Annotated in this window: 27 protein-coding genes and 1 other annotated feature; of the genes, 7 read left to right on the top strand and 20 right to left on the bottom strand. The window is 46.0% G+C overall.

What is annotated here, in order from left to right; all coding sequences use genetic code 11:
* The first annotated feature begins 1 nt into the window (after position 1).
* Complete coding sequence (gene rpsD, locus M1D90_RS05960; protein ID WP_020452596.1) at positions 2-604, top strand: 30S ribosomal protein S4; 603 nt, start codon at positions 2-4, stop codon at positions 602-604.
* A 52-nt stretch (positions 605-656) separates the two neighbouring features.
* Here rpsD and M1D90_RS05955 read toward each other — a convergent pair whose 3' ends face one another.
* Positions 657-791 (bottom strand): hypothetical protein, encoded by a 135-nt coding sequence (locus tag M1D90_RS05955; RefSeq protein WP_256164420.1) that lies wholly within the window; start codon positions 789-791, stop codon positions 657-659.
* A 109-nt stretch (positions 792-900) separates the two neighbouring features.
* On the opposite strand from M1D90_RS05955, the gene M1D90_RS05950 reads away from it, so the two are divergent.
* Positions 901-1,131, top strand: a complete 231-nt coding sequence (locus M1D90_RS05950) for a hypothetical protein (RefSeq protein WP_026579071.1) — start codon at positions 901-903, stop codon at positions 1,129-1,131.
* A 275-nt stretch (positions 1,132-1,406) separates the two neighbouring features.
* Here M1D90_RS05950 and M1D90_RS05945 read toward each other — a convergent pair whose 3' ends face one another.
* The 4 genes from M1D90_RS05945 to acsA form a co-directional block, all read right to left on the bottom strand.
* Positions 1,407-1,844, bottom strand: a complete 438-nt coding sequence (locus M1D90_RS05945; protein WP_026579070.1) for a DUF805 domain-containing protein — start codon at positions 1,842-1,844, stop codon at positions 1,407-1,409.
* Between the two features lie 729 nt (positions 1,845-2,573).
* Positions 2,574-2,720, bottom strand: a complete 147-nt coding sequence (locus tag M1D90_RS05940) for a hypothetical protein (RefSeq protein WP_165395385.1) — start codon at positions 2,718-2,720, stop codon at positions 2,574-2,576.
* Positions 2,721-2,851: 131 nt separating this feature from the next.
* Positions 2,852-4,117, bottom strand: a complete 1,266-nt coding sequence (gene tyrS / locus M1D90_RS05935; protein WP_023855507.1) for a tyrosine--tRNA ligase — start codon at positions 4,115-4,117, stop codon at positions 2,852-2,854.
* Positions 4,118-4,165: 48 nt separating this feature from the next.
* Positions 4,166-4,406, bottom strand: a binding site (T-box leader).
* Between the two features lie 53 nt (positions 4,407-4,459).
* Positions 4,460-6,178 (bottom strand): acetate--CoA ligase, encoded by a 1,719-nt coding sequence (gene acsA / locus M1D90_RS05930; RefSeq protein WP_026579069.1) that lies wholly within the window; start codon positions 6,176-6,178, stop codon positions 4,460-4,462.
* Between the two features lie 155 nt (positions 6,179-6,333).
* Between acsA and M1D90_RS05925 the strand changes: the two genes are divergently transcribed.
* The 3 genes from M1D90_RS05925 to M1D90_RS05915 are packed head-to-tail and all read left to right on the top strand — an operon-like array spanning position 6,334 to position 8,789.
* Positions 6,334-6,966 carry a GNAT family N-acetyltransferase gene (locus M1D90_RS05925; RefSeq protein WP_456283185.1) on the top strand — a complete coding sequence of 211 codons (633 nt, stop codon included), beginning with the start codon at positions 6,334-6,336 and terminating at the stop codon, positions 6,964-6,966.
* A 21-nt stretch (positions 6,967-6,987) separates the two neighbouring features.
* Positions 6,988-7,632, top strand: a complete 645-nt coding sequence (locus M1D90_RS05920; RefSeq protein WP_026579067.1) for an acetoin utilization AcuB family protein — start codon at positions 6,988-6,990, stop codon at positions 7,630-7,632.
* On the top strand, positions 7,629-8,789 hold the full coding sequence (locus M1D90_RS05915; RefSeq protein ID WP_026579066.1) for an acetoin utilization protein AcuC: 1,161 nt from the start codon (positions 7,629-7,631) through the stop codon (positions 8,787-8,789). The genes M1D90_RS05920 and M1D90_RS05915 overlap by 4 nt, the downstream gene beginning before the upstream one ends.
* Positions 8,790-8,852: 63 nt before the next feature.
* Here M1D90_RS05915 and motS read toward each other — a convergent pair whose 3' ends face one another.
* From motS to M1D90_RS05850, 13 genes are all read right to left on the bottom strand, one after another.
* Positions 8,853-9,545 carry a flagellar motor protein MotS gene (gene motS / locus M1D90_RS05910; RefSeq protein WP_020452603.1) on the bottom strand — a complete coding sequence of 231 codons (693 nt, stop codon included), beginning with the start codon at positions 9,543-9,545 and terminating at the stop codon, positions 8,853-8,855.
* Positions 9,535-10,353 (bottom strand): flagellar motor protein MotP, encoded by an 819-nt coding sequence (motP, locus tag M1D90_RS05905; RefSeq protein ID WP_020452604.1) that lies wholly within the window; start codon positions 10,351-10,353, stop codon positions 9,535-9,537. Before motP ends, motS begins: the two co-directional genes overlap by 11 nt.
* 95 nt (positions 10,354-10,448) lie before the next feature.
* Entirely contained in the window at positions 10,449-11,450 is a 1,002-nt protein-coding gene (gene ccpA / locus M1D90_RS05900; protein WP_020452605.1) for a catabolite control protein A, read from the bottom strand.
* 315 nt (positions 11,451-11,765) lie between these two features.
* Complete coding sequence (locus M1D90_RS05895; protein ID WP_003184447.1) at positions 11,766-12,842, bottom strand: bifunctional 3-deoxy-7-phosphoheptulonate synthase/chorismate mutase; 1,077 nt, start codon at positions 12,840-12,842, stop codon at positions 11,766-11,768.
* A 212-nt stretch (positions 12,843-13,054) separates the two neighbouring features.
* Positions 13,055-13,588, bottom strand: coding sequence for a hypothetical protein (locus tag M1D90_RS05890; protein ID WP_229128929.1), 534 nt, complete (start codon positions 13,586-13,588; stop codon positions 13,055-13,057).
* Positions 13,589-13,737: 149 nt separating this feature from the next.
* Positions 13,738-14,064, bottom strand: coding sequence for a bacillithiol system redox-active protein YtxJ (ytxJ, locus tag M1D90_RS05885; RefSeq protein ID WP_020452607.1), 327 nt, complete (start codon positions 14,062-14,064; stop codon positions 13,738-13,740).
* A 20-nt stretch (positions 14,065-14,084) separates the two neighbouring features.
* Positions 14,085-14,501 (bottom strand): YtxH domain-containing protein, encoded by a 417-nt coding sequence (locus M1D90_RS05880; RefSeq protein ID WP_020452608.1) that lies wholly within the window; start codon positions 14,499-14,501, stop codon positions 14,085-14,087.
* Positions 14,502-14,504: 3 nt separating this feature from the next.
* Positions 14,505-14,927, bottom strand: coding sequence for a DUF948 domain-containing protein (locus M1D90_RS05875; protein WP_020452609.1), 423 nt, complete (start codon positions 14,925-14,927; stop codon positions 14,505-14,507).
* A gap of 167 nt (positions 14,928-15,094) precedes the next feature.
* A complete protein-coding gene (gene murC / locus M1D90_RS05870) occupies positions 15,095-16,393 on the bottom strand; it encodes a UDP-N-acetylmuramate--L-alanine ligase (RefSeq protein ID WP_023855512.1) in 1,299 nt (432 codons plus the stop codon).
* Between the two features lie 265 nt (positions 16,394-16,658).
* On the bottom strand, positions 16,659-19,565 hold the full coding sequence (locus tag M1D90_RS05865) for a DNA translocase FtsK (RefSeq protein ID WP_456283184.1): 2,907 nt from the start codon (positions 19,563-19,565) through the stop codon (positions 16,659-16,661).
* A gap of 184 nt (positions 19,566-19,749) precedes the next feature.
* Positions 19,750-20,355 carry a YtpR family tRNA-binding protein gene (gene ytpR, locus M1D90_RS05860; protein ID WP_039072918.1) on the bottom strand — a complete coding sequence of 202 codons (606 nt, stop codon included), beginning with the start codon at positions 20,353-20,355 and terminating at the stop codon, positions 19,750-19,752.
* An 18-nt stretch (positions 20,356-20,373) separates the two neighbouring features.
* A complete protein-coding gene (locus M1D90_RS05855) occupies positions 20,374-21,183 on the bottom strand; it encodes a DUF1444 domain-containing protein (protein ID WP_020452613.1) in 810 nt (269 codons plus the stop codon).
* Positions 21,184-21,202: 19 nt separating this feature from the next.
* On the bottom strand, positions 21,203-21,523 hold the full coding sequence (locus M1D90_RS05850) for a thioredoxin family protein (protein WP_003184462.1): 321 nt from the start codon (positions 21,521-21,523) through the stop codon (positions 21,203-21,205).
* Positions 21,524-21,813: 290 nt separating this feature from the next.
* On the opposite strand from M1D90_RS05850, the gene M1D90_RS05845 reads away from it, so the two are divergent.
* On the top strand, positions 21,814-22,260 hold the full coding sequence (locus tag M1D90_RS05845; protein WP_020452614.1) for a YtoQ family protein: 447 nt from the start codon (positions 21,814-21,816) through the stop codon (positions 22,258-22,260).
* A 52-nt stretch (positions 22,261-22,312) separates the two neighbouring features.
* On the opposite strand, the gene M1D90_RS05840 is transcribed toward M1D90_RS05845, so the two are convergent.
* Positions 22,313-23,386 (bottom strand): M42 family metallopeptidase, encoded by a 1,074-nt coding sequence (locus M1D90_RS05840; RefSeq protein WP_039072919.1) that lies wholly within the window; start codon positions 23,384-23,386, stop codon positions 22,313-22,315.
* Positions 23,387-23,522: 136 nt separating this feature from the next.
* Here M1D90_RS05840 and M1D90_RS05835 point away from each other — a divergent pair, with 136 nt between their 5' ends.
* Positions 23,523-23,837, top strand: coding sequence for a PepSY domain-containing protein (locus tag M1D90_RS05835; RefSeq protein WP_020452616.1), 315 nt, complete (start codon positions 23,523-23,525; stop codon positions 23,835-23,837).
* Between the two features lie 36 nt (positions 23,838-23,873).
* On the opposite strand, the gene M1D90_RS05830 is transcribed toward M1D90_RS05835, so the two are convergent.
* Complete coding sequence (locus tag M1D90_RS05830; RefSeq protein WP_165395384.1) at positions 23,874-25,571, bottom strand: NAD-dependent malic enzyme; 1,698 nt, start codon at positions 25,569-25,571, stop codon at positions 23,874-23,876.
* Positions 25,572-25,594: the final 23 nt, after the last annotated feature.

The following is a 25,594-nucleotide window of genomic DNA, read 5'->3' as shown; positions in this document are numbered from 1 at the left end:
TATGGCTCGCTATACAGGTCCAAGCTGGAAATTATCCCGCCGTTTAGGCATCTCTTTGAGCGGTACGGGTAAAGAATTAGAAAAACGTCCTTACGCACCAGGTCCTCACGGTCCGGGACAGCGTAAAAAACTATCAGAATATGGTTTGCAATTGCAAGAAAAGCAAAAGCTTCGCCATATGTACGGTGTGAACGAACGCCAATTCCGCAACCTTTTTGACAAAGCTGCGAAAATGGCTGGTAAACACGGTGAAAACTTCATGATTCTTCTTGAAGCACGTCTTGACAACATCGTTTACCGTCTTGGCCTAGCGCGCACTCGCCGCCAAGCACGCCAATTGGTAAACCACGGTCACATTCTTGTTGACGGAAGCCGCGTTGACATTCCGTCTTACCAAGTTAAACCTGGCCAAACGATTTCACTTCGTGAAAAATCTCAAAACCTTTCTGCAGTTAAAGAAGCGGTTGAAGTGAACAACTTCGTTCCTGAATACCTGACTTTTGACGCTGAAAAGCTTGAAGGTTCACTAACTCGCCTTCCAGAGCGTTCTGAGCTTCCTGCTGAGATCAACGAAGCATTGATCGTTGAATTCTACTCTCGTTAATAGAAAATGCTCTTTAAAGAGCATTGGCAAAAACCCTGGAATTGTTGATATATCAGCGATTCCAGGGTTTTTTGTTGTATTCTTCTTCCCCCGTTGATTCGGGGAGATTGCAGGCTGTTGATAAGCCGGGAATAAAACGGACCCAGCTCATAAGCGTCAAGTTTTTAATAGATGATTTTTCTTGCAAGATACCTCCTCACAAGCAAGATATGACAAACGTCTCCTTTTCTCTTATGCATATATTCGGTAAAATCAAATCGTTGGTTAAAGAATGAAAACGGAGGAGTGACCAACAAATGCTTATGTTTTTTGGTAAGTTTCTCTTGTTCTACTTGTTCTGTTTAGCTGCATTCGCCATTTTCAAAGTCATTTACTACAATATCAGCAAAAAATGGGTTGCAAAGACTGAAGATGGCACTAAACTGAATTGGGCTTTGAATGTCTTTGTTAAACACGGTAAGAAAATGGACAGCAACGACTGCTTTGTAATGGGGGTGTTAGCGGGATGGTGTGCGATTTATTTATAAAAAACTCCCGGAAGGCTTCGATGAGGGCTAAGATCCGTCCCGCGATACGAGGGGCATGAACTTCAGTGACTGCTTTTGTTTTAGCCTCGCCCATTTGACTGTCTCCGGTATCTCAAAACCATCTTGAATCGTCACTGAAATTGATATGCCAAACAATCTTCGGAAATACGGGCATCTCTCATTAAAAATCAAGTTAACAGTCGTTCCCCTTCGGTCTTCTTCAGACTATAAAAAACCCCAATCGCCAGATGATTGTCTAACAATTGGGGTGCAATTTACGATACATTTACTTTTGGATCTGGTCCATATTGATTTTCTTTTGTTTCGCCAGCCTGACAGTAAAAAATCAGCAGAATGACAGCACCGATAATCGGCAACAAGCCAATTAAAATCCACCAGCCGCTTCTTCCGGTATCATGCAGCCTGCGGACATTGACAGCCAAAGAAGGCACCAAAACAGCCAACTGATAAATTAAGATCAGGACGTACCCGAGGAATCCACCGCCATACCCGATGATATATCCTACTTGATATCCATCATATCCTTCCGCTGTCATGATTCCTGAAATAAATAAACTTACGATCATTACTGTTAAGATAAATAAAATAAAACATATGATACCGTTAAACAAATGAAACAACCAATATTCCTTTCGTCTTGCTCTCCCTTCAAAATTCGCATAATTCCTCAAGCCTTTCCAAAACCACTTCATACAAGTTCCTCCATTGTCAAATCTATAAATTTGCGAAAAACATATGAATTATACCATAAAATATCATTATCAACCATTTACTTGAAGGATGCTCCCAAGTCATCTTAGAGGAACATTTTTTTAATTGGAATTTGAGCTGTGCCTTTTCAAAATTTCAGTTCTCATTTCACCATTGCTTCTGTATAATATGAATCATCCATTTCGCCTCTGTAGCTCTAGAAGGGAAGAGCGCCGTAAAACATTGTAGGAACGGGTCGCAAGGCAAGGGTTTCAGAAGCACCGAAAAGCAAATAGCTGAGACAGGTGGAATTCCTGTCGGTGAAAGTCCGTAGGGAAGCGTGTTCTCCCCTAGCCTATGCTTACGAGAGGAGTGCGGGTTCGAATCCCGCCGGAGGCATTGTTCTTTGTTCTCGAAGAAGAAGCCAAAAAAACAGACAGAAATTCACTGTCTGTTTTTTACGGCTTTAATCTGTCATATATTCCATCATCCGGCACAGGCATACGAGAGGAGAGGACATTCCTTTTTCCTGTATGAAGCTCTTCAATTCTTCCCGTGCATATGTCTGGAAATCAATGGGTCGGCTTGATCCAGCACTATCTTCTTTCATGATGACGGGAGACCCGGCTTCAAAGTATTGATTGTACCCTTCGTTAACGGCTATGATGTCCGGCTGATGCGCGGAAATTTCTTCGCGGACACCTTCATACCAAGGGGGCCCTAAAGACCCTCTACTTCAGCCACTTTGCTGCATTTTCCGTCTGATTCAATTGATTGTATCCGTCAGCTGACTGCTGCGCCTCTTGTTTTCGTTCCGTTTCCAGCTGCTTGTTGTAATCTTCCATAAACTTTTCTTTCGCCGCAATGAACAGGTTCATGCTACATTCCTCCCTCTTCAACGATGAAAATGCTCTACCTATTACATCTATATTTTTGACATTTCCTGAATGAACATACATGAAACATACGGACACAAAAAAACCCTTGCCGTTTGGCAAGAGCTTTTTGATTATTTATAAGTCAGCAGGAAGTATTTCTTTTTACCGCGGCGAATGACGGTAAACTGTCCTTCGATGCGGTCGTCGCCGGTGAGGACGTCCGCAACATCGGTGCGGCGCTCGCCGTTAACGTATACCGCGCCGTTTGTGATATCTTCGCGCGCCTGGCGTTTAGACGGAGACAGCTTGGATTGGACGAGCACCTCAACAAGAGGCAGTTCATCCGCTTTCTCAAGTTCCATGGAAGGAACCCCTTTAAAGCCGACCTTCACTTCTTCAGCAGTCAGCTGTTTAATATCTCCGCTGAAGAGTGCTTTTGAGATGTTGACAGCCTGCTCAAACGCTTCACGGCCGTGTACAAGAACGGTCACTTCTTCGGCGAGGCGCTTTTGCGCTTCGCGTTTTTCAGGCGCCGTCTCTGCTTTTTCAGCGAGATCTTCAATTTCTTCTTTGGACAAGAAAGTGAAGTATTTTAAGTATTTCACGACATCCCTGTCGTCGGTATTGATCCAGAACTGATAAAACTCATATGCCGATGTCTTCTCTTTATCAAGCCAGATCGCGCCGCCTTCCGTTTTTCCGAACTTCGTGCCGTCTGCTTTTGTCACAAGCGGAATCGTCAATCCGAAAGCTTTTGCATTCTCTTCAGATTTGCGGATAAGCTCGAGGCCTGACGTGATATTGCCCCACTGGTCGCTTCCGCCGATCTGCAGCTTGCATTCCTGGTTTCTGTACAAATTCAAGAAATCGAGAGACTGTAGGATCATGTAGCTGAATTCAGTATAAGATATGCCCGTCTCGATTCTGGAGCTTACCGTATCTTTGGCAAGCATGTAATTGATTCCGAAGTTTTTGCCGACATCGCGCAGGAAATCAATGACGTTCATTTTGCCGATCCAGTCATAGTTGTTCGCCATAATCGCCGGATTTTTTTCAGCTTCAAAATCCAGGAAACGCGAAAGCTGGTTTTTGATTTTCTGCGACCATTCGCGGACGATTTCTTCATTGTTCAGCGTGCGCTCCGCTTTCTTTCCGCTCGGATCGCCGATCAGGCCCGTCGCTCCGCCTACGAGCGCAATCGGACGATGTCCGGCCAGCTGAAAGCGGCGAAGCATTAAAATCGGCAACAGGTGTCCGATATGCAGACTGTCAGCTGTCGGATCAAATCCGGAGTATAAGCTGATTTTTTCTTTATCCAGCAGTTCTCTCAAGCCTGCTTCATCGGTTTGCTGCTGAATCAGTCCCCTGAAGGACAAATCATCAAGTAAGTGTGTCATCATCATTTAGCTCCTTTTTTCCAAAAATAAAACGCCCCTTCGCAAAAACGAAGGGACGATAAAAATCGCGGTACCACCCTGCTTAAAAGAACGCATGGCCGCGCTCTTTTCACTCTCAATGATAACGGAAAAGCTTCCGTTCTTCTGCTACACAAAGCCCGGGAGGCTTTTTTCGCAAAAGCGGTTCGTGAGTGTAATTCAAACCATCCATATGTGCTGATTTTCACCGGCCATCAGCTCTCTAAGACAGGGAAGGATGCGTTTTACTGATCTCAGTCTTCACCTTTTGAATATTCGACTAAATCTTTTTTAACATAATATTTTTGCATTGTCAATGAGACATCAGTCTTCCATCGATGAGAGATCGCCTGCCGGAAGGTTCAGCTCCCAAGCTTTCAGGACGCGTCTCATGATCTTTCCGCTTCTTGTTTTCGGCAGTTTATCCTTGAATTCGATTTCCCTTGGCGCGGCGTGTGCGGCCAAACCTTGTTTCACGAACTGCCTGATTTCTTCTTTTAACGAATCTGACGGTTCATAACCGTCCCTCAAGGCGATAAATGCTTTAATAATTTCACCGCGGACGGGATCCGGTTTGCCGATGACGCCTGCTTCAGCGACAGCTTGATGTTCAACAAGCTTGCTTTCGACTTCAAACGGGCCGACGCGCTCGCCCGATGTCATGATGACATCGTCGATCCTTCCCTGGAACCAGAAGTATCCGTCTTCATCCATGTAGGCGGAATCTCCTGACACATACCAATCCCCCGGCATAAAATAGGAGCTGTATTTTTCAGGATTGTTCCAGATTGAATGCATCATCGACGGCCAGCCTTTTTTAATGGCGAGATTTCCCATTCTGTAAGGAGGCAGTTCATTTCCCTGGTGATCGACGATTGCAGCCTCTACGCCTGGAATCGGCTTGCCCATCGATCCCGGTTTAATTTCCATGCACGGGTAATTGCAGATGAGCTGCGCTCCTGTTTCGGTCATCCACCATGTATCATGAATCCGGTTGCTGAAGACTTTATGCCCCCATCTGATGACTTCAGGATTTAACGGCTCCCCTACGCTTAAAATATGCCGTAATGAGCTCAGATTATATTTGTTTACGAGATCGTCGCCAGCACCCATCAGCATCCGAAAAGCCGTTGGCGCGCTGTACCATACCGTCACTTCCATTTTTTCAATCGTTTCGTACCATGCTTCGGGACTGAATCTGCCGCCTACGACAACATTCGTTGCTCCATTCAGCCATGGACCGAAGATCCCGTAGACCGTTCCGGTAACCCAGCCTGGATCAGCCGTGCACCAATAAATGTCATCGTCGTGCAGATCAAGAACCCATTTGGCTGTTTGATAATGCTGAATCATTGCTTTGTGGACGTGGAGAACCCCTTTTGGCGCGCCGGTCGAACCCGATGTATAGTGAAGCAGCATCCCGTCTTCCTGATCCATCCATTCAATCTCAAGATCAGTATCTGCTTCAGCCGCTTTCGCGTAATAATCGATGACAGCCCCTTCTTCCTTTACGCCTTCTCCAACGACAATGATTGATTCAAGATCCGGAAGTTCGCCGGCCGGCACCCGTTCAAGCAATTCCGGCGTCGTCACGATAACCTTCGCTCCGCTGTTTAAAAGCCTGTCTTTGACAGCGCCTTCCATAAATGCTTCAAACAACGGCCCGACGATCGCTCCCAATTTGACAGCGCCGAGAAGAATAAAATAAAGCTCGGGTGATCTCGGCATAAAAACAAACACACGGTCTCCCTTTCCCACATTGGCATGCTGCTTTAAGACATTCCCGGCTTTATTCGTTTCATTTTTCATCTCTCTGAAGGTGTACTTTTCTTCGCGGACCGGATCTTTGTAGTAAAATGCCACTTTATTTTTCAAATTTGACTCAGCGTGGCGGTCGATCGCTTCATAAGCTGCATTGATTTTTCCCGTTTTGTGCCATGAAAAATGTTTTTCGGAATCCTTCCAGTCAAATGTCCGGTATGCTTCATCATAGTCTTTCAAGTTGTAGTTTCCCTTTTCTGCTGGCAACGCTTTCAATTCCATGCCCATCCCCCTTTGTTCGCTCATCAAAATATATTATAGTATAGATTTTTTATTTTCTCAATTTTTAAAAAATACTCTTCCATCCTATGAAAACGCTTAATATTTTGGTATGTTATGTATAAAAGACTTCAACTAAGATGTAAGGCGGTGGATACGTGGAGCATCACAAAACTTATCATGCCAAAGAATTGCAGACAGAGAAAGGCTCCGTGCTGATAGAGGGCCCTATCAGTCCCGAAAAACTCGCACAATATGAATTTCACAACGAGCTTACAGCCTTTCGCCCATCTCAAAAACAACATGAAGCATTAATCGAAATCGCAGGGCTTCCCGAAGGACGGATCATCATCGCCCGTTTCCGGCAAACCATTGTCGGCTATGTGACATATGTTTATCCAGACCTGCTTGAAAGATGGTCTGAAGGAAACATGGAAAATTTAATTGAGCTTGGAGCCATCGAAGTCATTCCGGCGTTCAGGGGTCACTCTGTCGGGAAGACGCTGCTTGCGGTCAGCATGATGGATCCGCAGATGGAAAAATATATCATCATCACGACTGAATATTACTGGCATTGGGATCTAAAGGGGACTAATAAAGATGTTTGGGAATACAGAAAGATGATGGAGAAAATGATGAATGCCGGAGGGCTTGTCTGGTTTGCGACAGACGATCCGGAAATCAGCTCCCATCCCGCCAACTGTTTAATGGCCCGCATCGGAAAAGAGGTCAGTCAGGAGTCGATCGAGCGTTTTGACAGACTCAGATTCCACAATCGTTTTATGTATTAAGGGAGCAAAGGGGACCTGAATATGATTGTTGAAAAAATCATGAAACGGGATGTTGTGACACTTTCCAGAACGGATACGATTGAAGAAGCGATCAAACGCATGCGAACATTTCATATTAAACACCTTCCCGTCATCAATGAACGGGGAACGGTCATAGGCATTGTCACGGACAGGGACGTCAAAACAGCAAGTCCGAGTATTTTTGCCCAAAACAGATCTGACGAAGATTTAAAAAAGCCGGTGGAACTGATTATGTCAAAAGAAGTGATCACCGGTCACCCGCTTGATTTTGCCGAAGAAATATCAGCTGTTTTTTTCGAACACGAAATCGGCTGCCTCCCGATCGTAAAAAACGGGAAGCTTGTCGGCATTGTGACAAAATCCGATTTGCTGCATACGTTCGTCCAGCTGACAGGAGCCCATTTTCCAGGCTCCCAAATCGAAATCAAAACCGATCATATCGCCCGTAGCCTCGCTGATATCAGCGCCATTTTCAGCAGGCGCCAAATCGCCATATTGAGCGTGCTCGTATATCCCGGTGATGAAGATGATTCGAAAATACTCGTGTTTCGCGTTCAAACGATGAATCCCGCCTCTATCATCAAAGACGTGAAGTCCAAAGGGTATCAGGTTCTTTGGCCGGCTGTTCAAAGGGATTTGCCATGAAGGACAGCGTATTTATTTTTTCTCCCTCTTACCAAACCTATCAATTTCATCAAGATCACCCGTTTAATCAGCTGCGAGTCTATGTAACATACGATCTTTTGAATACGGTCGGCGCATTTGAACCGGGAGAAACGATTGCTCCGCGCATAGCGACAGAAGCCGAGCTCGCCCTTGTTCACACAGGCGATTATATCAAGGCCGTCCAGCTTGCAGGGGCGGGAAAACTCCCGGCAGCCGAAAGCGAAAACTACGGGCTTGGAACAGAAGATACCCCTGTCTTTGCCGGGATGCACGAAGCCGCCTCCCTTTTGGTGGGCGGAACACTGACAGCTGCAGACTATGTCATGACGGGCAAAGCAAGACACGCCCTCAATCTCGGAGGCGGGCTTCACCACGGATTCAGAGGAAGAGCTTCAGGATTTTGCGTCTATAACGACAGTTCAGTTGTGATACGATATTTGCAGAAAAAATATCATGCGAAGGTTTTATATATTGATACGGACGCCCATCACGGCGACGGGGTGCAGTTTACGTTCTATGATGATCCTTCCGTGTGTACCGTCTCGATTCATGAAACCGGCCGCTACCTTTTCCCGGGAACGGGGCAAGTACAGGAAAGAGGTCATGGCGAAGGCTACGGCTACGCTTTTAATATCCCGCTCGATGCCTTCACAGAAGATGAGTCTTTTCTTGAATCCTACCGGACGGCTGTTTCTGAAATAGCTGAGTTTTTTAAACCGGACGTTATTTTGTCGCAAAACGGAGCTGACGCGCATTACTACGATCCGCTGACACACTTGTGCACGACGATGAAGATTTACGAAGAGATTCCAAAGCTCGCTCACGAACTTGCACACACCTATTGCAACGGAAGATGGATTGCTGTCGGCGGAGGAGGGTACGACATTTGGCGCGTCGTACCGAGGGCATGGGCAAGAATCTGGCTTGAAATGAAAGGAATGAAACCTGAGGATAAGATGCCTGAAAAATGGCTGAAAAAGTGGGGGAAGCAGGCATCTGTCCGACTTCCTGCCAACTGGTCCGACCCGGCAGATTTGTATCCTCCGATTCCAAGAAAATCCGAAATAACGGAAAAAAACGCCCAAACCGTTGCCAAAGCTCTTTATCCGATTCGCTCTGCCAAGCGCGCCACTTAATGCGAAAAATCCCGGCGTACAGAAAAGGCCTTGCTTTTATGCAAGACCTTGCTTTCTTCTCATTTATTTTTTTGCGATGACAATTTCGACGCGCCTGTTTTCCTTCATATGGCTCTCTGTGCGGTTGTCCTTGACCGGTTTTGTATCGGCATAACCGATGGCAAGAAAACGTGAAGAGTCGAGCTTTTCTTTCGACGTAAAGTAGCCGATCACAGTGCTCGCCCTTGCCGCAGAAAGCTCCCAATTGGATGGAAAACGGTAAGTCGAAATCGGGCGGCTGTCCGTATGCCCCTCCACACGGATCGGGTTGGACACTGATTTGAGAAGGACGGCGATTTTATGCAAAAGCGGGTGAGCCTGGTCTTTCAGATCCGCTTTTCCCGAATCAAACAAAACCGCTTCCTGAAGGACGAGGATGATGCCCCGTTCATCACGCTTGGCCGCTATCAAACTTGACAGTTCATTTTTTTCAATATAGTCGTTGATTTTCTTTAATAAATCTTCTTGGCTTTTAGCCGTTTTTTCAGCCTTCTGATCGTCCGCGTTTTCTTTTTTCAGCTCTGCGGCGGATTTGCCGTCGGCCCTGTCTTGAAATGAACCGACTGCTGCTTTAAATTTGTTTAAATCGATTTGCGACATCGAAAACAGTAAAATAAAGAACACGAGGATGAGCGTAATCAAATCCGAAAACGTGATGATCCAGTTTGACGATTTGCGACCCTGCTCGCGCTTTCTTCGTTCATGTCTAAGCTTCATGAGCCCTGTCCTTTTGTTTTATATGATCCGCCCGCTTTTTTGCCCATTCTTCTTTTGAACTGAAAACGACAAGCTGGCTTTCCAGATTTCGCGGATTTCTTCCCGACTGGATGCCGATGATGCCTTCGATCATGACCTGCTTCTTAAAGATTTCATTCTCAGTCTTTTCTTCAAGCTTTGCGGCGATCGGTATAAACAGCATGTTGGCTAAAAGGGATCCGTAAAGCGTCGTCAAAAGGGCGATCGCCATATTCGGACCGAGCGTTTCCGGCTTGTTCAGGTTTTTGAGCATCATGACGAGTCCGACAAGGGTTCCGATCATTCCCCATGCAGGGGCAAATTCCCCCGCTTTTTCAAAGATTCTTCTTCCCTTTCTGTGCCTTTCTTCCATCGCGGCGATTTCCGAGTTCATCACATTACGGATCGTCTCCTCGTCCCATCCGTCGATGGCAAGAAGCAGACCTTTTTTCAAAAACGGGTCTTTCATTTCATTGATATTGGCGTCCAATGATAAAATTCCTTGTTTGCGCGCCTGTTCAGACAGGCTGACAAAGGTTTTGACCAAGTCGCGTACATCGTCTTCTTCCGAAATAAAGACCTGCTTCAGCACAGCCGGCGCTCTTTTTAAATCTTTCGGGGAAAAGCTGATGAAAACAGCTGCACACAATCCGCCCGTCACGATAAAGAAAGACGTCAAATCGATAAACGAATAAAAACCGGAAAGCCCCGCTCCAGAGACAACGCCGATTACTAAAATGAAAATACCCAAAATCAAACCGACCGGTGTCAGATAATCAAATCGTTTCATTTTTTCATAATCTCTCCAGCTCAAGGAAAAGAAAGCAAGCAATTCACGAAAAAAGCTGTGAACACTTGCTTTCTTTCTCGTTTATTTAATCATGATCATTTTGTTGATTGTCTGAGTTCAATGCGATGCGGCAGCTGGACAATATGCTCTTCGACTTCCTCTTTGTTCATCAGCTTTGTCAGAAGTCTCATCGCTACGGCACCGATATCATACGTCGGCTGGACGACAGTCGACAGCTGCGGTCGAACCATTAATGAAAGCCTTGTATTGTCAAAGCCGATCACTTCAAGGTCATCCGGAATAGCCAGTCCTTTATCCTGTGCTGCGTGAATAACGCCGAGTGCCATTTCGTCTGTCGCTGACAGGACGGCCGTCGGTTTTTCATCCAGCTTCATTAGCGCCTCCAGCGCTTCCATTCCTGAATCGTAAGTATAATCGCCTTCTGCGACATACTCTTCTTTAAATGTCAGCCCCTTATCCTCAAGCGCTCTTTTAAAGCCTTGAAGTTTTTTCGCTTGATTGACCGGCTCAGTCATAGGTCCTGATACAAACGCAAGGCGCTTATGGCCTTTTTCAATCAGCATGGTAGCCGCATCATAAATCGCCTGTTCATAATCGATCGCAACCGACGGCGTTTCCCCTTTTTCTTCAACAGATGCCGCAAGCACGATCGGAACTGGTGACCGCTTAAACTCCTCCACATGCTCTTCAGTGACATTTCCGCTCATAAAGACGATACCGTCAACTTGTTTTCCTAGCATCGTATTCAAAAGATGAAGTTCTTTGTCCATATTCTGGTCGGAGTTGCTCAAAATAATATTGTACTTGTACATCGTTGCGATATCTTCGATTCCCCTCGCCAGCTCTGAATAAAAGATGCTGGAAATATCGGGAATGATCACGCCGACAGTCGTCGTCTTTTTGCTTGCAAGGCCCCTTGCCACGGCATTTGGACGATAGCCAAGACGCTCGATGGCTTCAAGCACCTTCTTTCTCGTCGTCGGCTTGACGTTCGGATTTCCGTTCACAACCCTGGAAACGGTTGCCATACTTACATTTGCTTCGCGTGCTACATCATATATTGTCACATTACTCATTTTTACCACTCCTTCAACTGGGTACACTTTTCTTTTCCTATAGCATAAACATTTTCATGTAGAGAAATGTCAAAATGTAAAACTTTATGTAAAATAAACAGAACTCAAGTTTACATTATTTTTCATAACCTGCCAAAACAAAAGGGGCTCTCTGAAATTATACACGGTTTTACCTAATATGAAAACGTTCCCTTTATTTTTATAATTAATTTAAATAAGAATAAACAGCTTTTTAATTAAAAATAAGACATTTTTTCGACAATTTTTGATGACAACTAAAAAAAGGACCGCTCGAAAGCGGTCCATAAACGAATCTTATGCTTTTACTTGAACGAGCGGCTTCAGTTCATTTAACCATTTTTCAAATGTCGGGATATCCATTTGCTGAGCAGAGTCGGAAAGCGCGACAGAAGGATCAGGGTGGACTTCGGCCATGACGCCGTCAGCTCCGATCGCAAGCGCTGCTTTTGCTGTCGGAAGCAGCAAGTCGCGGCGTCCGGTAGAATGAGTGACATCCACGAATACAGGAAGGTGAGTTTCCTGCTTCAGGATCGGCACAGCTGAGATATCAAGCGTATTTCTAGTCGCTGTCTCATACGTTCTGATTCCGCGTTCGCAAAGGATGATTTGATCATTGCCCTGTGACATGATGTACTCCGCTGCATTGATGAATTCCTTCAGCGTTGCGGCAAGTCCGCGCTTTAGCAGAACCGGCTTCTTCACTGAACCGGCGGCTTTTAAGAGCTCGAAGTTTTGCATGTTGCGGGCGCCGATTTGGATAACATCAATGTAATCAATGGCTTCTTCAATATGCTGCGGATTCACGATCTCACTGATGACGGCAAGATCATACTCATCAGCAACACGCTTTAAGATTTGCAGGCCTTCAACACCGAGGCCTTGGAAGTCGTACGGGCTTGTACGGGGTTTGAAGGCTCCGCCGCGAAGCAGTTTCAAGCCTTGCTTTTTAGCTGCGGCTGCAACTTCGGCTACTTGCTCATAGCTTTCAACTGCACACGGACCGACGATAAATCTTTGTTCTCCGTCGCCGATCTTTTCGCCTTTCAAATCAACGATCGTATTTTCAGGCTTTTTCTTGCGGGAAACGAGCAGTGCTTTGCTGTGATCGTCTTCCTGAAGCTCAAGTCCAGCTTTGAAAATCTCTTTGAAAATATGCTGGATCGTCGAGTTTTCAAACGGTCCGTCATTATTTTCAATAATTTCGTTCAGCATCGCTCTTTCTCTGACTGGATCGTAGCGGTTGATGCCTTGCGCTTCCTTCGCTTTTCCAATCTCCTGAACGATTCTTCCTCGCTCATTAATCAGCTTTAATATTTGCAAGTTTAATTCATTCGCCTGCTGCCTCAGCAAATCAAGTTCAGTGTTGCTCATGTTATCCATCCTTTCTTTTTAACTTCACCCTCTATGAGAATAAGAATGATTCAATTGATTAGGGTTTATTATAAACAATGTTTCTTAAAATGTCACGAAAAAATTCTTTATTACCAAAACGCTTTTAAGCGATAAAGCATTATATGCAGTTTATCCCTTGCTGTGCGGGTGTTTGTCGGAAGAATAAAAAAAAAAGAATCCTGTTTGATTCTTTAACTTGATAACCTGTATATTCTCTGTATTGCGGTTTCGACGCTAAAAACCCTGTCATTCAAGGCAGCCGCCTTATCATCGGCATGTTCGACAATGTTCTCCGTAAATTGTCCGATGTTCTCGATGATCGTTTTCGGGAGCCTCTCCTGTCCTCTTTTCAGTTCATCTATATCTGTTTCAAGCCGATTCAGCCGCTTGTCCATTGCGTTTAAGCGGTTTTCTACTTTGTTTAAGCGCCCGTCTATTTCTTTGAAGCGCTTGTCGATTGCGTTAAAGCGCTTATCTACTTCAACGAAACGTGCGTCCACTTCATCGAAGCGCTTGTCGATCTCAACGAAGCGTGCGTCCACTTCATCGAAGCGCTTGTCGATCTCAACGAAACGTGCGTCCACTTCATCGAAGCGCTTGTCTATCTCAGCGAAGCGTGCGTCGATTTTGTCTAAGCGCTTGTCGATTCCATCAAGACGCTGATTGATCGGACTCAATTCTTCTTTTAGAACGGATTGAAGCATGTCCTTTAATTCAGTGTTCAACTCATCACCTCCTGTTTTATTAATTATAACGTACAACCATGGATCAAACGATACATTATCCTAAAAAGGCATTTCCATGAGGCAAAAGCATCATAACAACATAGAAAACGGCCAAAACGCTATACGTCTTGGCCGTTTTTACCTGCGGATTATCTGCTGTTTTCCGCAAGTGCTTGAGCTGTAATTTGCGAATGGGAGGCGTGCCATTTCACGTTCCCGTTTGTAAAAATGAAGGCTTGAGGACTTTCGTGTTTAATTCCGTACTGCTCAGCGATATAGTTTGACAGCGGTCGGCTTTCCTGCACTTTTAAATAATAAGCCGGTATGTCTTCATGCTGATTGGCGAATGATTCAAATTCTTCAAACGCGCGCCTGCTGATCGGGCATGTCACACTATGTTTCAAAAAGATAAATGTATCGTTGTTTTCTGCAAGCTTTTTAAATTCATCCTCTGTTTGAATGAGCTGTTTCGACACGGTGATCTCCCTTTCCTCCATTATTTCTGGACGGTATCCGCTGTTTCCCTTGCTTCATCTTCTATTTCATTTTTGGCTTCTTCAGCCTGTTCTTCGATTTTAGTCGATGCTTCTTCCTTTAGTTCATCAGCTTTTTCAGCACCTTTGTTTCGCAAGTCTTTGACTTTATCCATGATCTGTGAAGACTGGTCGGCAACAAGCTGTGAAATCGAAGATGTCTTCTCTTTGGCGATGCTGACGTACTCAGAACCTCTCTCCCTCGCTTCGCTTGTGAGCTTTCCGGTCTTATCTTTTAAAACGACAGCCTGATTTCCGAGGTCATCGCGAAGCTCTTTCCCTGACTTCGGTGCTAAAAATAAAGCTGCGGCTGCCCCGATGATTCCGCCTACAAATGTGCCGATTAAAAAATCTTTAGTATTCATTCCATCTTTACTCATAAATTATTCCTCCTTCATCTTCTTTTGTTTCCATCTATTCCAAATTTCCAAAGCTGCATTGCTCCAGCTGACAACTTGAGAAATTTTTTCACGGTTTTGCTCTGCGGCTGATGTGACGGACTCTGAAACCTGCTGAATGGAGCTGTTAAACTGCCTGACCGATGTGCCGACTTCCTGAACGGCATCCACGACCGTATTCAGCTTCAAAGATTTTTCCTGAATATCATCAGCGAGCCGATTCGTCTTATTCAGGAGCTCCGTTGTTTCAGCTGTGATGCCTTTCATTTGTCCTTCAACACCTTCCAGCGTTGCGGCAACATGATTGAGTGTGACTTGAAGCGATTTTAATGTTTTTGATAAATAGATAACCAGAATAAGAAAGCTGACAGCGATGAGTGCGGCGCTTAAATATAGAATAATAATCATCTTATCCTCCTCGAGCTAAGGTCTTACAATTGATGTATACCCAATTGTTTAAATCGTAAACCTTTATATTTACTTTTTCTACACGCACGAGAGAATTCCTTTAACAGAAACTCCCGGCTCCATATGTACAAAAAAGCAGCGGATTGACTCACACTGCCTTTTTCTCATTATGCTAATACATTTTCATATGCTTTTAAATACTTTTGAATGTCACCTGCGCCCATGAAAATTAACACTGCATTTTCATGCTCCTTTAAAATCGATGTGTCATTTTCATCGATCAGCTTCGCCTGCGGGATTTTCTCCTGCAAATCGCCGATCGTCAGCTTTCCTGCATTTTCTCGGGCAGATCCGAATATATCGCAAAGATATACATAATCGGCTTTCTTGAGGCTTTCGGCAAACTCATTCAGGAACGACTGCGTACGCGTAAATGTATGCGGTTGAAATACTGCGACAATGTCCCGTTCCGGATACTTCTGTCTGGCTGCTTCAATCGTCACCGTGATTTCAGTCGGATGATGGGCATAATCGTCAATCAACACTTGGCTGCCGGCATGTTTTTCGTTAAATCTGCGTTTAACGCCGCCAAAGGTTTGCAATCCTTCCTTAATGATATCGACATCGACCTGTTCATAATGGCAGAGTGCGATAACGGCCAAAGCGTTCAGAACGTTATGGCTGCCGTATGCCGGTATATAGAAGGTATCGTAGAATGTGTTCCTGACGAAAACATCGAACGTTGTGCCCTCGGTATTTTTGATGACATTTCTCGCCTGAAAATCGTTTTCCTCGGCAAAGCCGTAGTATACGACTGGAACGTTCGCATGGATTTTCATCAAATATTCGTCGTCGCCGCATGCGATAATTCCCTTGTTCACCTGTAATGCCATCGTTTGAAATGCGTCAAATACATCATCGATATTCGCGAAATAATCGGGATGATCAAAATCAATATTTGTCATAATCGCATAATCAGGCTGATAGCTCAGAAAATGCCTTCTGTATTCACAGGCTTCAAGCACAAAGTACTCGCTGTTTTCGCAGCCTTTTCCAGTCCCGTCTCCAATCAGATAAGATGTCGGTTTTGCTTTCTGGATGACATGGGATAAAAGACCCGTCGTTGACGTTTTGCCATGTGCCCCTGTCACGGCAATACTCGTAAATTTCTTCAGATAGTCACCGAGGAATTTATGATACCGCACGACTTGCAGGCCTTCCGCTCGCGCTTTTTCAATTTCAGGATGGGTGTCGGGAAAAGCATTTCCGGCAATAACAATCATTCCCGGCTTGATATTTTCCGGATCAAACGGATATATCGGGATATTTCTCTCCTCTAAAGCGGTTTGTGTAAAAATGTACTTTTCGATATCCGATCCTTGGACATTATATCCATTATCATGGAGAATTTGGGCAAGCGGACTCATACCTGTCCCTTTTATTCCGACAAAATGATAAACAGTCATAATTGTACCTCCAACAAACGTCTATCTGCTTCCCAGTATATGACGCTTATTTCAATTTGCAACCTAAGCTCGGCCGCATCGTTTTCTTCAAAGTCATCATTATATTCAGTATCAGACATTTTCAAGAGTGAATAAACCTCCTGCGTAAAGGATTTTTTTGAACCCTTTCACGGAAGTGCTCTTAAAAACGGATTAAAACGCCGCTGCCGGCGCTTTAATATGCGGCGCTCTAAAAAAAACACGCCCATCTGCTATCATACCATGTTTAGCCGAAAAGTGAACTACTTTCTATTAACTGTTCCAGCTCGGCCTTTGTAATCAGGACTTCTCTCGGCTTACTTCCTTTCGCCTCAGAAATCATGCCTTCCCTTTCCATCATATCGATTAATCTGGCAGCTCTGTTATAGCCGATGCGAAAGCGCCGCTGCAGGCTTGAAGTGCTGGCGCTGTTTTGTTCCACGGCAAATTCGCACGCTTCCAGAAACAGTTCATCCTGATCAAATCCGGCCGGATTTTGTCTGACCAATTGTTCTTGTTCAAATAAATAGTTCGGCTCCTGCTGCCGTCTGACATGTGAAACGACACGGTCAATCTCCCGGTCGGAAACAAAGTTGCCCTGCAGGCGGACCGGTTTGCCTGAACCGTTCTCCAGGAACAGCATATCCCCTTTTCCAAGCAGCTTTTCAGCTCCCGCCATATCGATAATCGTTCTTGAATCGACGGCGCTTGATACAGAAAACGCTATTCTTGTTGGTATATTGGCTTTAATCAAGCCGGTAATGACATCAACTGAAGGCCGCTGCGTCGCGATCAGAAGATGGATGCCGCACGCTCTTGCTTTTTGTGCGATTCGGCAGATGCTTTCTTCCACTTCATTCGGAGCGACCATCATTAAGTCGGCAAGTTCATCAATCACGACAACAAGATAAGGAAGTTTTTCACCCATGTTCTGTTCCCGGACTTTTTCATTAAATCGTTCAATTTCCCGAACACCGGAATGGGCAAATAATTCATAGCGCCGCTCCATTTCTTCGACAACCCATTTTAATGCAGCAGTTGCCGCTTTGGCATCTGTGATGACAGGACTGACGAGATGAGGAATTTTATTATACGGAGCAAGCTCCACCATCTTAGGATCGATAAGCAGAAGCTTGACATCCCTCGGCGCCGATTTGAACAGCAGACTGACTAAGATCGTGTTGATGCATACGCTTTTCCCTGATCCCGTAGCCCCGGCAATCAACCCGTGGGGCATTTTTTTCAGATCTGCCACGACGGGCTTTCCGGAAATGTCGAGTCCGAGGGCTGCGGTCAGAGGGGACGGATTCGTTCTGAATTCCGAACTTCTGATCATTTCGCGCAAATAAACCATTTTACTATGCAGATTCGGCACTTCAATTCCGATCGTATTTTTTCCCGGAATCGGCGCTTCGATCCGAATATCTTTCGCTGACAGGCTGAGTTTAATATCATCTGACAGATTTGTAATTTTGTTTACTTTCACTCCGGGTTCAGGATGCACCTCAAATCTTGTCACAGAAGGCCCCTGGGTGACATGAACGACATTTGCTTTGACATTGAAGTTCTCAAGCGTGACGTCCAACAGCTCGCGCTGCTCGTGTATCCAGGCCTGATCATCCTGCTTTTGCGCCGGAGGCACATCAAGCAAAGACATATTCGGGAACTGATATCCTTGAGGCGCTTTTTCTTTTTGTTTATCTGATGCAAGCATCATGACATTAAACGGAACAGAGCCTTTCTTCGATCCCGGAGCAGCTCCTGTTTCCCGTTTCCGCGGAGCCTCAGGCCGCCCCTCAACTGTCCCTGTACTCTCCCGGTCCTGTTCGCTGTTTTCGGGTTCACCCGCGCTTGACGCTGTCTCTTCCGGTTCCGGTGAAAATGATGCATGCTCATGTCTCCAGCCAGCCTGGCTGCTTCCGCTTGTTTCTTCACGAGCGTCAGCCGGCGTGTTGGAATCTGTCCGGTTTTTGTTATCGGAAGGACCATCGCTCTGGTCGGATACTTCAGAACTGCGGCCAGTGTACTGCTTTTCTGGAATTGAAGCTTCCGGGTCAGGCAGCATTTCGTCCGAGCCGTTAGTCTCCCCATGTTCTTCTACGATGGTTTCTGCATCCTCTGCAGTTTCCTTCTCTTCTCCGGTTTCCTCGATCTGATCCAAAAGCTTTTCGATTTGTTCCGGCGTTTGCTCGGCGGGAATTGCTTCTTCTTCCGTTATGTTCCATGATGCGGTGGCTGTCTCTTCTTCAGCTTCATACCGCAGCGCTTTCTCTTCGGCAAGCCCGCCGCCTTCTGTCATTCGCTCTTGGCGGATTTCCGTTTCTTCCGGAGTATGCGTTGAGACAGAGGTTTCCGTTCGTTCGGATTCATGCCGCAGCGCTTTCTCTTCGGCGAGCCCAGAGTCTTCTGTCATTCGCTCTTGGCGGATTTCCGTTTCTTCCGGAGTACGTGTTGAGACAGGGGTTTCCGTTCGTTCGGATTCATGCCGCAGCACTTTTTCTTCAGCGGCTTCGCCACCTTCTGTGATTTGCTCTCGGCGGAAATCCGTTTCCTCCGACATATGCGGGACATCTTCAAATTCGGCTCGCCATGTCGGATTGCGACTCTCGCTTTTAGTCAGCGGACGGCCGTTCTTTTCAGTTTGCAAGGAAGGTTCTTCTCGTACCGGCTGCTTATTTCCGGCAACCTTCTGCTCTTTTTCAATTTCTTCGTTAAACAGCGTGACACGCGCTTCCATTTGTTTGTTTGCACGATATGTATAATTTTCCGGTTTGGCTCTTTTCTGTTCATGAAAGCCGTAAACCGGTGACGGGATGACGGACGGCCTAAAGGGTTTTTTCGCCGCTTTCTCTTCATGATGATAGGAATTTCCGGGTTTCGGCTGAGAAGCTGTGTGCCGGCCTGCCGGGCGGCGGGTCCTTTGTTCGCGGCTGTCATCCTTTTCCCGCGGCCGCGAGTTTTGATCAGGTATAACCGGGAAGCGGAATTTCCCTTTTGGATATTCATATACGACTTTTGCGTCGGAAATTTGCGGCATTTCTTCTTCTTTCTCTATAAATGAATCCGCCTCAAACTCTTCTATGTGCTTTTTTTGTTTTTCATTATCTTCATCATCGCCTAAAAACAGGCTGAACATTTTATTAAACCAGCTCATGAATCATCACTCTCTAACTCCCTTAAATTTTTCGGGGACGGTTTTAAGTATACCACTGCTTCCCCACCCAGAAAAGGACAAGTCCTTCTCATGTGTCCGCCCTCCGAATAAAAAAGCCGCCAAGTTTGTCTACCCAGCGGCTTCTTTTTTACATCTATTCGAAAGTTTTGTTCATTTTATGCCGTTAAAATGTAAAAGCTTCTCCTGCTTTACGGCTGTCATCAAGGACAAGAATGCCTTTTTCCTTCGGCGCGTCTGGGAGGTTCAGTTCCTTGGCAGAACAAATCATACCGCTTGACGCCACTCCGCGAAGTTCCGCATCTTTAATAATCATACCGCTCGGCATCACGGCTCCAACTTTGGCTACGACGACTTTTTGGCCGGCTTCAACATTAGGAGCTCCGCAGACGATTTGCAGCGTCTCGCTCCCTGCATTCACTTTGCAGACACTCAGTTTATCGGCATTCGGATGCTTTTCTTTTTCTTCGACATATCCGACTACAAACTTCGGAGAAAGATCGACGGTCAGCTCATCTTTCAAACCGTTGCGGACCAGAATTTCATTCACATCCTGGACAAAGGATTCGGAAAGCGCAACAGCTCCGCTTTCCTCAATGCTCACATATGAGGAGACATTAAAAATGTTATAGCCAGCTGTTTCCTTTGTGTCTTTATGAAAAATTTTCACGACGTCTCCGCAGCGCTCAAAAGCGATCTCTTCGCGCGGAATATCGTTCAATGAGATGAGCAGCGTATCGCCTACGCCTTCTGGATTATAAAATGCGTTCATGAGAAAAATTCCTTTCTATCATTTCTTTTTAGGGCGGTTTTTAGCCAGAATAAAGATCGGTTCAAGCTTTCCATCCTCATAAAGGAAAGAAAGCGCAGTGATCGGCACTGTTCCGTTTGCAAAAAAGCTCATCGACATTTGACCGAGAATATCGTATCCGGCATTGTTGCGGATGTCGGCAATAATCAGCACATCCTGGTGCGGGATTGACACCGCCAGTGTCCCTTCCGCGCTTTTCTCATACTCTGCGAGAATCGATTCGTTCAACACCCTGCTGGCGTCATAGCCGTCATTTGCTCTGAAAAAGTAGAAGTGATTGCCGGCGACTGCGTCTTCTTTGACAACGGTTTGGAGCGAGCGAAGGTTAAAGGAAGCCGTTTCCCGAATCCTTTCCTTTGTCCAGCCCTCTTTTTCAAGCATTTTTTCGTCGATCAGCCGGTATGTGTTGCCAAGATCGAGCGCGTAGTATATTCGTGTTTCAGCCGTGTGGCCGTCAAAAATCAAGGGAACGCCTGCACTGGATTTCTCGGGAAAGGAAGTCGATCGGATGACGGGATAGATGAGACTTTCCCGCCCTTCCATTTCCTGCGACTGGCCTTTCATGGCATTGAGTGCTTCCTCAGTATAATAGACGACTTCGTCAATCGCATCATCTTTTTTCTGCTCCCATTTGGCGATGATCCCCGGGAGTTCGAGTGTAATGCCTTTTCCTGTATTTTTATCCTCGATTCTCAAGGTGTCTTTTTCCCTGTCGAAATGAAAGGACCAGTTGTCATTTTGCAAACGTTTTTTTAATATATCGGAAAGTTTCCTTGACGTCATTTTCATAGAGGAACTCTCCTTTCGGCTACTTATTCAGGGAATCTGTCAAAAATTGCTCGATTTCCTCTTTCGTTTTTCGGTCTTTGCTGACAAAGCGGCTGATTTCGTTTCCTTCTTTAAATACGAGGAAGCTCGGGATTCCGAAAATGTCCCACTCCGCGCACGTATCAATAAATTTGTCACGGTCAACATAATAGAATGTAAATTCCGGATAGTTCGCCTCAAGCTCGGGCAAAAACGGTTCTACAAAACGGCAGTCCGGGCACCAGTCAGCCGAAAACATCAACAAGGATAAATCGTCTTTCACAACTTTTTGCAGTTCTTCATTCGTCTCGATTGTTTTCATCACTCAACGCCTCCAATATATGTTCTTATCATCCATTCGGATCATACCAGACAACCGGCTCCATATCCAGCCTTTTGCTGTCCACCTGCTTTTTTAAAAGATGGACGATTCTTTATGTATCTTACCCGTTTTAAAAAGGGAAAATCTTAACGATCCGATCCTCTTTCATATCATAAGCATAATTTTTTTGCTTTATCAAGCCATTCTCGTTTAACATGGTAAGTAATAGGGTAAAAATATCCGTTAAGGCGCCTTGCGCCGTGATCCCATGACAGTCAGGAGGAGCATGTATGGAATTTATCGTTTATCTTGCCGGAGAAATACATAGCAATTGGCGTGAAGAAGTGAAGGAAAAAGCAAAATCGCTCAAGCTGCCGATCACGTTTGTCGGACCGATGGAAAATCACGACCGCTCCGACAACATCGGTGAAGAAATTATGGGCAAGCAGGCTGATTCGATCGCGAAAGATGATGCAGCCTCGGATTTGAATAATTTTCGAACTTCCGTTTTAATGAACAAAGCGGATGTGGTCATCGCTCTTTTCGGGGAAAAATACAAGCAATGGAACACGGCGATGGATGCTTCATACGCGATTGCCAAAGGCAAGCCGCTGATCATCATCCGTCCTGAGTCACTCCATCATCCGTTAAAAGAACTGTCAAACAAAGCGAACATTACCGTAGAAACTGTCAATCAGGCGATTAAATCGTTGTCGTACGTATTTGAAAGCCGGTAGCTGTATCATCAAAAAGAGACCCTGTGCGTAAAGCGGCACAGGGTCTCTTTGTTCAATCATTTCGCAAAATCGATTGTACGGCAGAACTGTCGCAAGCTTTGACAAGCTTGAGCAGCAATTCTTTTGCAGCAAGGTAGTCATCAACGTGGATAATGGAAGCAGATGTATGGATATATCTTGAACAAATGCCGATCACGGCCGAAGGAACGCCTTCATTTGAGATGTGAACACGACCGGCATCGGTTCCTCCAGGGGAAACAAAATATTGATACGGGATGTCATGAGTCTCTGCCGTATCCAGCACAAAATTTCTCATTTCGCTGTGCGTCACCATCGTCCGGTCGAAAATCCTTAACAACACCCCTTTGCCGAGCTGGCCAAATTGATTTTTGTCGCCGCTCGCATCGTTTGCCGGACTTGCATCAAGCGCGAAAAACAAGTCAGGCTGTATCATATTGGCCGCAGTTTGCGCGCCTCTTGTGCCGAGCTCTTCCTGAACGGTCGCGCCTGAGTAAAGCGTGTTCGGAAGTTCTGCTCCTTGCATTTCTTTCAGCAACTCAATGCTGAGTCCGCAGCCGTAGCGGTTATCCCATGCTTTCGCCATGATCTTCTTTTCATTTGCCATCGGGGTAAACGGACAGATCGGCACGATTTGCTGGCCTGGTTTGACACCGATGCGTTCGGCATCTTCCCTGTCATCCGCACCAATATCAATCATCATGTTTTTGATATCCATTGGACGTCTCCTCTGCTCATCTGTTAAAAGATGAGGAGGCGTGCTCGCGATGACGCCGGGGATCGGCCCGTTGTCCGTATGGATTTCCACCCGCTGAGCCAATAAAACCTGGCTCCACCAGCCGCCCAGTGTTTGAAACCGAAGCAGTCCGTTGTCTGTGATTGATGTCACCATAAATCCCACTTCATCCATATGGCCGGCCACCATAATTTTCGGACTGTCTTCAGGTCCATGTTTAACGCCGAACACGCTTCCCAGTCTGTCCTGGAGGATCTCATCAGCATATTTTTCAAGCTCTTTTTTCATGAAACGGCGGACTAGATGTTCATTTCCCGGGGCGCCGGGGAGCTCCGTCAGCGTTTGAAAAAGCGTTCTCGTTTCCTGATTCATCTGTTTCCCTCTTTTCTTATGTATCTCTCTACATTTTACATAAGTGTGCGATGTGTTTCCAGAAGAGAGCCCATCCTTAACACGGACGGACATGTTCTGTATAATGAAAAAAACAAGCTTTGGAGGTGCTGAAAAGATGAAACTGCGCCATTTTCTTCTTGGGGCCGGCATCGGCATTGCCGCGGCCGTTGTTGTCAAACAATATGTCATGCAGCCTTACATTTCTTCTGAAAAAGCGCTGCGCATCGTCAAGTCCGCTTTTAAACAGAGAGGCCCGATCGACGGTTCATGGATATATACCGTTCCGGAAGCCTATACCGTAAACGGCGAAACCGTCATGGTGTACAAAACAGGCATTACACGTTCTGCTTTCGGAGAGCTTGAACAGTACGAAGTCATGGTTGATGCGAAGACAGGCATGATCGTAGATGTGATTGATACCGCAGCATAGCATATAAAAAATGCGGCCTGAAATGGCCGCATTTTTTTATATGGCGCGAATCGGCCGGTAGACCGGATGCCACATCGCATCCTGTACAGCTTGAATCACATCGCCCGGCTCATTTTCTGCAACTCCGTCTTTTATGGCTGCTTTAATAACAGCCGTTGCCACTGTTGCGGAAACCGTGCGCAAATCCTCAACCTCCGGAAGGAGCGCTGCGCCGGGCCGTCCGGTGTCAACCATACCTGCGATCGCAGCTGCGCTAGCGTAAAACATGTTGTCCGTAATCAGCCTTGCTTTTGATACGAGCGTTCCGAGACCGAGACCGGGGAATACAAAGGCATTGTTCGCCTGGCCGATCGCATAACGGGTGCCGTTGTAATCGACAGGCGCAAACGGGCTTCCTGTGGCGACGAGCGCCCGCCCTTCCGTCCATTTGATCAAATCTTCTGGTCTTGCTTCAGATAACGGCGTCGGATTGGACATCGGAAATATAGCCGGCCGTTTCACATGCTTTGCCATTTCTTTTACGATTTCTTCTGTAAATGCGCCCGATACAGTAGAGGTTCCAATCAAAATGGTAGGCTGCACTTGTTTTACCACCTCAAGCAGATCGATTGTATCCCCCGGGCCGTTCCGGCTAAAGTCTTTGACCTCGTCGGCAGGCCGTGCATACGGCTTTTGAATGTCCTGCAAGTCGTTCATATCATCTGTCAGCAAACCGTTCCGGTCAACACACCAAAAACGGCGGTATGATTCCTCTTCCGACACCCCCTCTTGAATAAGAGCGGCGCGAATTTGCTCTGCGTTGCCGATCCCGGCCGTCCCCGCTCCGAATATGACCACTTTATGATCTTTTAGGGGCATTTTCGATATTTTGACGGCCGCAAGCACCGCTGCAAGGGTGACTGCTCCTGTGCCTTGAATGTCGTCGTTAAAGGTGCAAATTTTGTCTTTGTATTTTTTTAAAATCTGACGTGCATTTTGCGTTCCGAAATCTTCCCAATGCAGCAAAACGCCCGGAAACGTCTCGGTTGCGATTTGAACGTATTGATCAATAAACGATTCATAACGCTCGCCTCTGATTCTTGAATGCTGATTCCCGACATAAAGCGGATCATTGAGAAGCCTTTCCTGGTTCGTCCCCGCATCAATGACAACGGGAAGGACCTTGTTAGGATCGATGCCCGCAGCCGCAGTATAAACGGCAAGCTTTCCGATCGAAATGGCGATGCCTCCGACTCCCCAATCCCCGATTCCGAGAATCCCTTCAGCATCAGTGGCCACAATCAAATCGATCCGGCTTTTTTTAGCGGCCAGATTTTCAAATGCTGTTTTCATGCCTTCAGGGTCATTAACCGACAAAAACAGCCCCCGCGGCTTTCTGTATTCATGGCTGTATTGCTGGATTGCCGTTCCGACAGTCGGGGTATAAACAATCGGCAGCATTTCTGTCATATGGTCGTTCAGAAGCCTGTAGAACAGCACTTCATTTCGGTCATGAAGCGCCGTTAAATAGACGTTTTTGCTCAAGTCATCAGGTTGTGATTGGAACTGTTTATACGCCCGTTTTGCCTGTTCTTCAAGCGTCAGCACCTTGGGAGGAAGCAATCCTGTCAAGCCGAGAGCTTCCCTTTCCTCCGGAGGGAAGGCAACCCCTTTGTTCAGCAGGGGCGTTGCAAGGACTTCAAATCCTCTTAATTGCGTCTCGATCACTTGTTCATTCAGATTATTGTGGCTCACCCGTCGTCTTCCTTTCAAAAGTT

The organism is Bacillus sp. JZ34 (genome assembly GCF_053903205.1).
This window is presented reverse-complemented; position numbering and strand designations above follow the sequence as displayed.

What these genes read in the sequence shown, in the direction of transcription:
- acsA (WP_026579069.1), bottom strand. Translation starts at nt 6,178, where the DNA reads ATGGAATTGAAAGCGTTGCCAGCAGAAAAGGGAAACTACAACTTGAAA.
- M1D90_RS05915 (WP_026579066.1), top strand. Translation starts at nt 7,629, where the DNA reads ATGAAGGACAGCGTATTTATTTTTTCTCCCTCTTACCAAACCTATCAA.
- M1D90_RS05950 (WP_026579071.1), top strand. Translation starts at nt 901, where the DNA reads ATGCTTATGTTTTTTGGTAAGTTTCTCTTGTTCTACTTGTTCTGTTTA.
- M1D90_RS05855 (WP_020452613.1), bottom strand. Translation starts at nt 21,183, where the DNA reads ATGAAAATGACGTCAAGGAAACTTTCCGATATATTAAAAAAACGTTTG.
- M1D90_RS05875 (WP_020452609.1), bottom strand. Translation starts at nt 14,927, where the DNA reads ATGATTATTATTCTATATTTAAGCGCCGCACTCATCGCTGTCAGCTTT.
- M1D90_RS05940 (WP_165395385.1), bottom strand. Translation starts at nt 2,720, where the DNA reads ATGAACCTGTTCATTGCGGCGAAAGAAAAGTTTATGGAAGATTACAAC.
- murC (WP_023855512.1), bottom strand. Translation starts at nt 16,393, where the DNA reads ATGACTGTTTATCATTTTGTCGGAATAAAAGGGACAGGTATGAGTCCG.
- M1D90_RS05920 (WP_026579067.1), top strand. Translation starts at nt 6,988, where the DNA reads ATGATTGTTGAAAAAATCATGAAACGGGATGTTGTGACACTTTCCAGA.
- M1D90_RS05945 (WP_026579070.1), bottom strand. Translation starts at nt 1,844, where the DNA reads ATGAAGTGGTTTTGGAAAGGCTTGAGGAATTATGCGAATTTTGAAGGG.
- M1D90_RS05850 (WP_003184462.1), bottom strand. Translation starts at nt 21,523, where the DNA reads ATGAAAACAATCGAGACGAATGAAGAACTGCAAAAAGTTGTGAAAGAC.
- tyrS (WP_023855507.1), bottom strand. Translation starts at nt 4,117, where the DNA reads ATGACACACTTACTTGATGATTTGTCCTTCAGGGGACTGATTCAGCAG.
- M1D90_RS05880 (WP_020452608.1), bottom strand. Translation starts at nt 14,501, where the DNA reads ATGAGTAAAGATGGAATGAATACTAAAGATTTTTTAATCGGCACATTT.
- M1D90_RS05835 (WP_020452616.1), top strand. Translation starts at nt 23,523, where the DNA reads ATGAAACTGCGCCATTTTCTTCTTGGGGCCGGCATCGGCATTGCCGCG.
- M1D90_RS05895 (WP_003184447.1), bottom strand. Translation starts at nt 12,842, where the DNA reads ATGAGCAACACTGAACTTGATTTGCTGAGGCAGCAGGCGAATGAATTA.
- motP (WP_020452604.1), bottom strand. Translation starts at nt 10,353, where the DNA reads ATGAAACGATTTGATTATCTGACACCGGTCGGTTTGATTTTGGGTATT.
- M1D90_RS05845 (WP_020452614.1), top strand. Translation starts at nt 21,814, where the DNA reads ATGGAATTTATCGTTTATCTTGCCGGAGAAATACATAGCAATTGGCGT.
- ytpR (WP_039072918.1), bottom strand. Translation starts at nt 20,355, where the DNA reads ATGAACGCATTTTATAATCCAGAAGGCGTAGGCGATACGCTGCTCATC.
- ccpA (WP_020452605.1), bottom strand. Translation starts at nt 11,450, where the DNA reads ATGAGTAATGTGACAATATATGATGTAGCACGCGAAGCAAATGTAAGT.
- motS (WP_020452603.1), bottom strand. Translation starts at nt 9,545, where the DNA reads ATGAAGCTTAGACATGAACGAAGAAAGCGCGAGCAGGGTCGCAAATCG.
- M1D90_RS05840 (WP_039072919.1), bottom strand. Translation starts at nt 23,386, where the DNA reads ATGAATCAGGAAACGAGAACGCTTTTTCAAACGCTGACGGAGCTCCCC.
- rpsD (WP_020452596.1), top strand. Translation starts at nt 2, where the DNA reads ATGGCTCGCTATACAGGTCCAAGCTGGAAATTATCCCGCCGTTTAGGC.
- M1D90_RS05865 (WP_456283184.1), bottom strand. Translation starts at nt 19,565, where the DNA reads ATGAGCTGGTTTAATAAAATGTTCAGCCTGTTTTTAGGCGATGATGAA.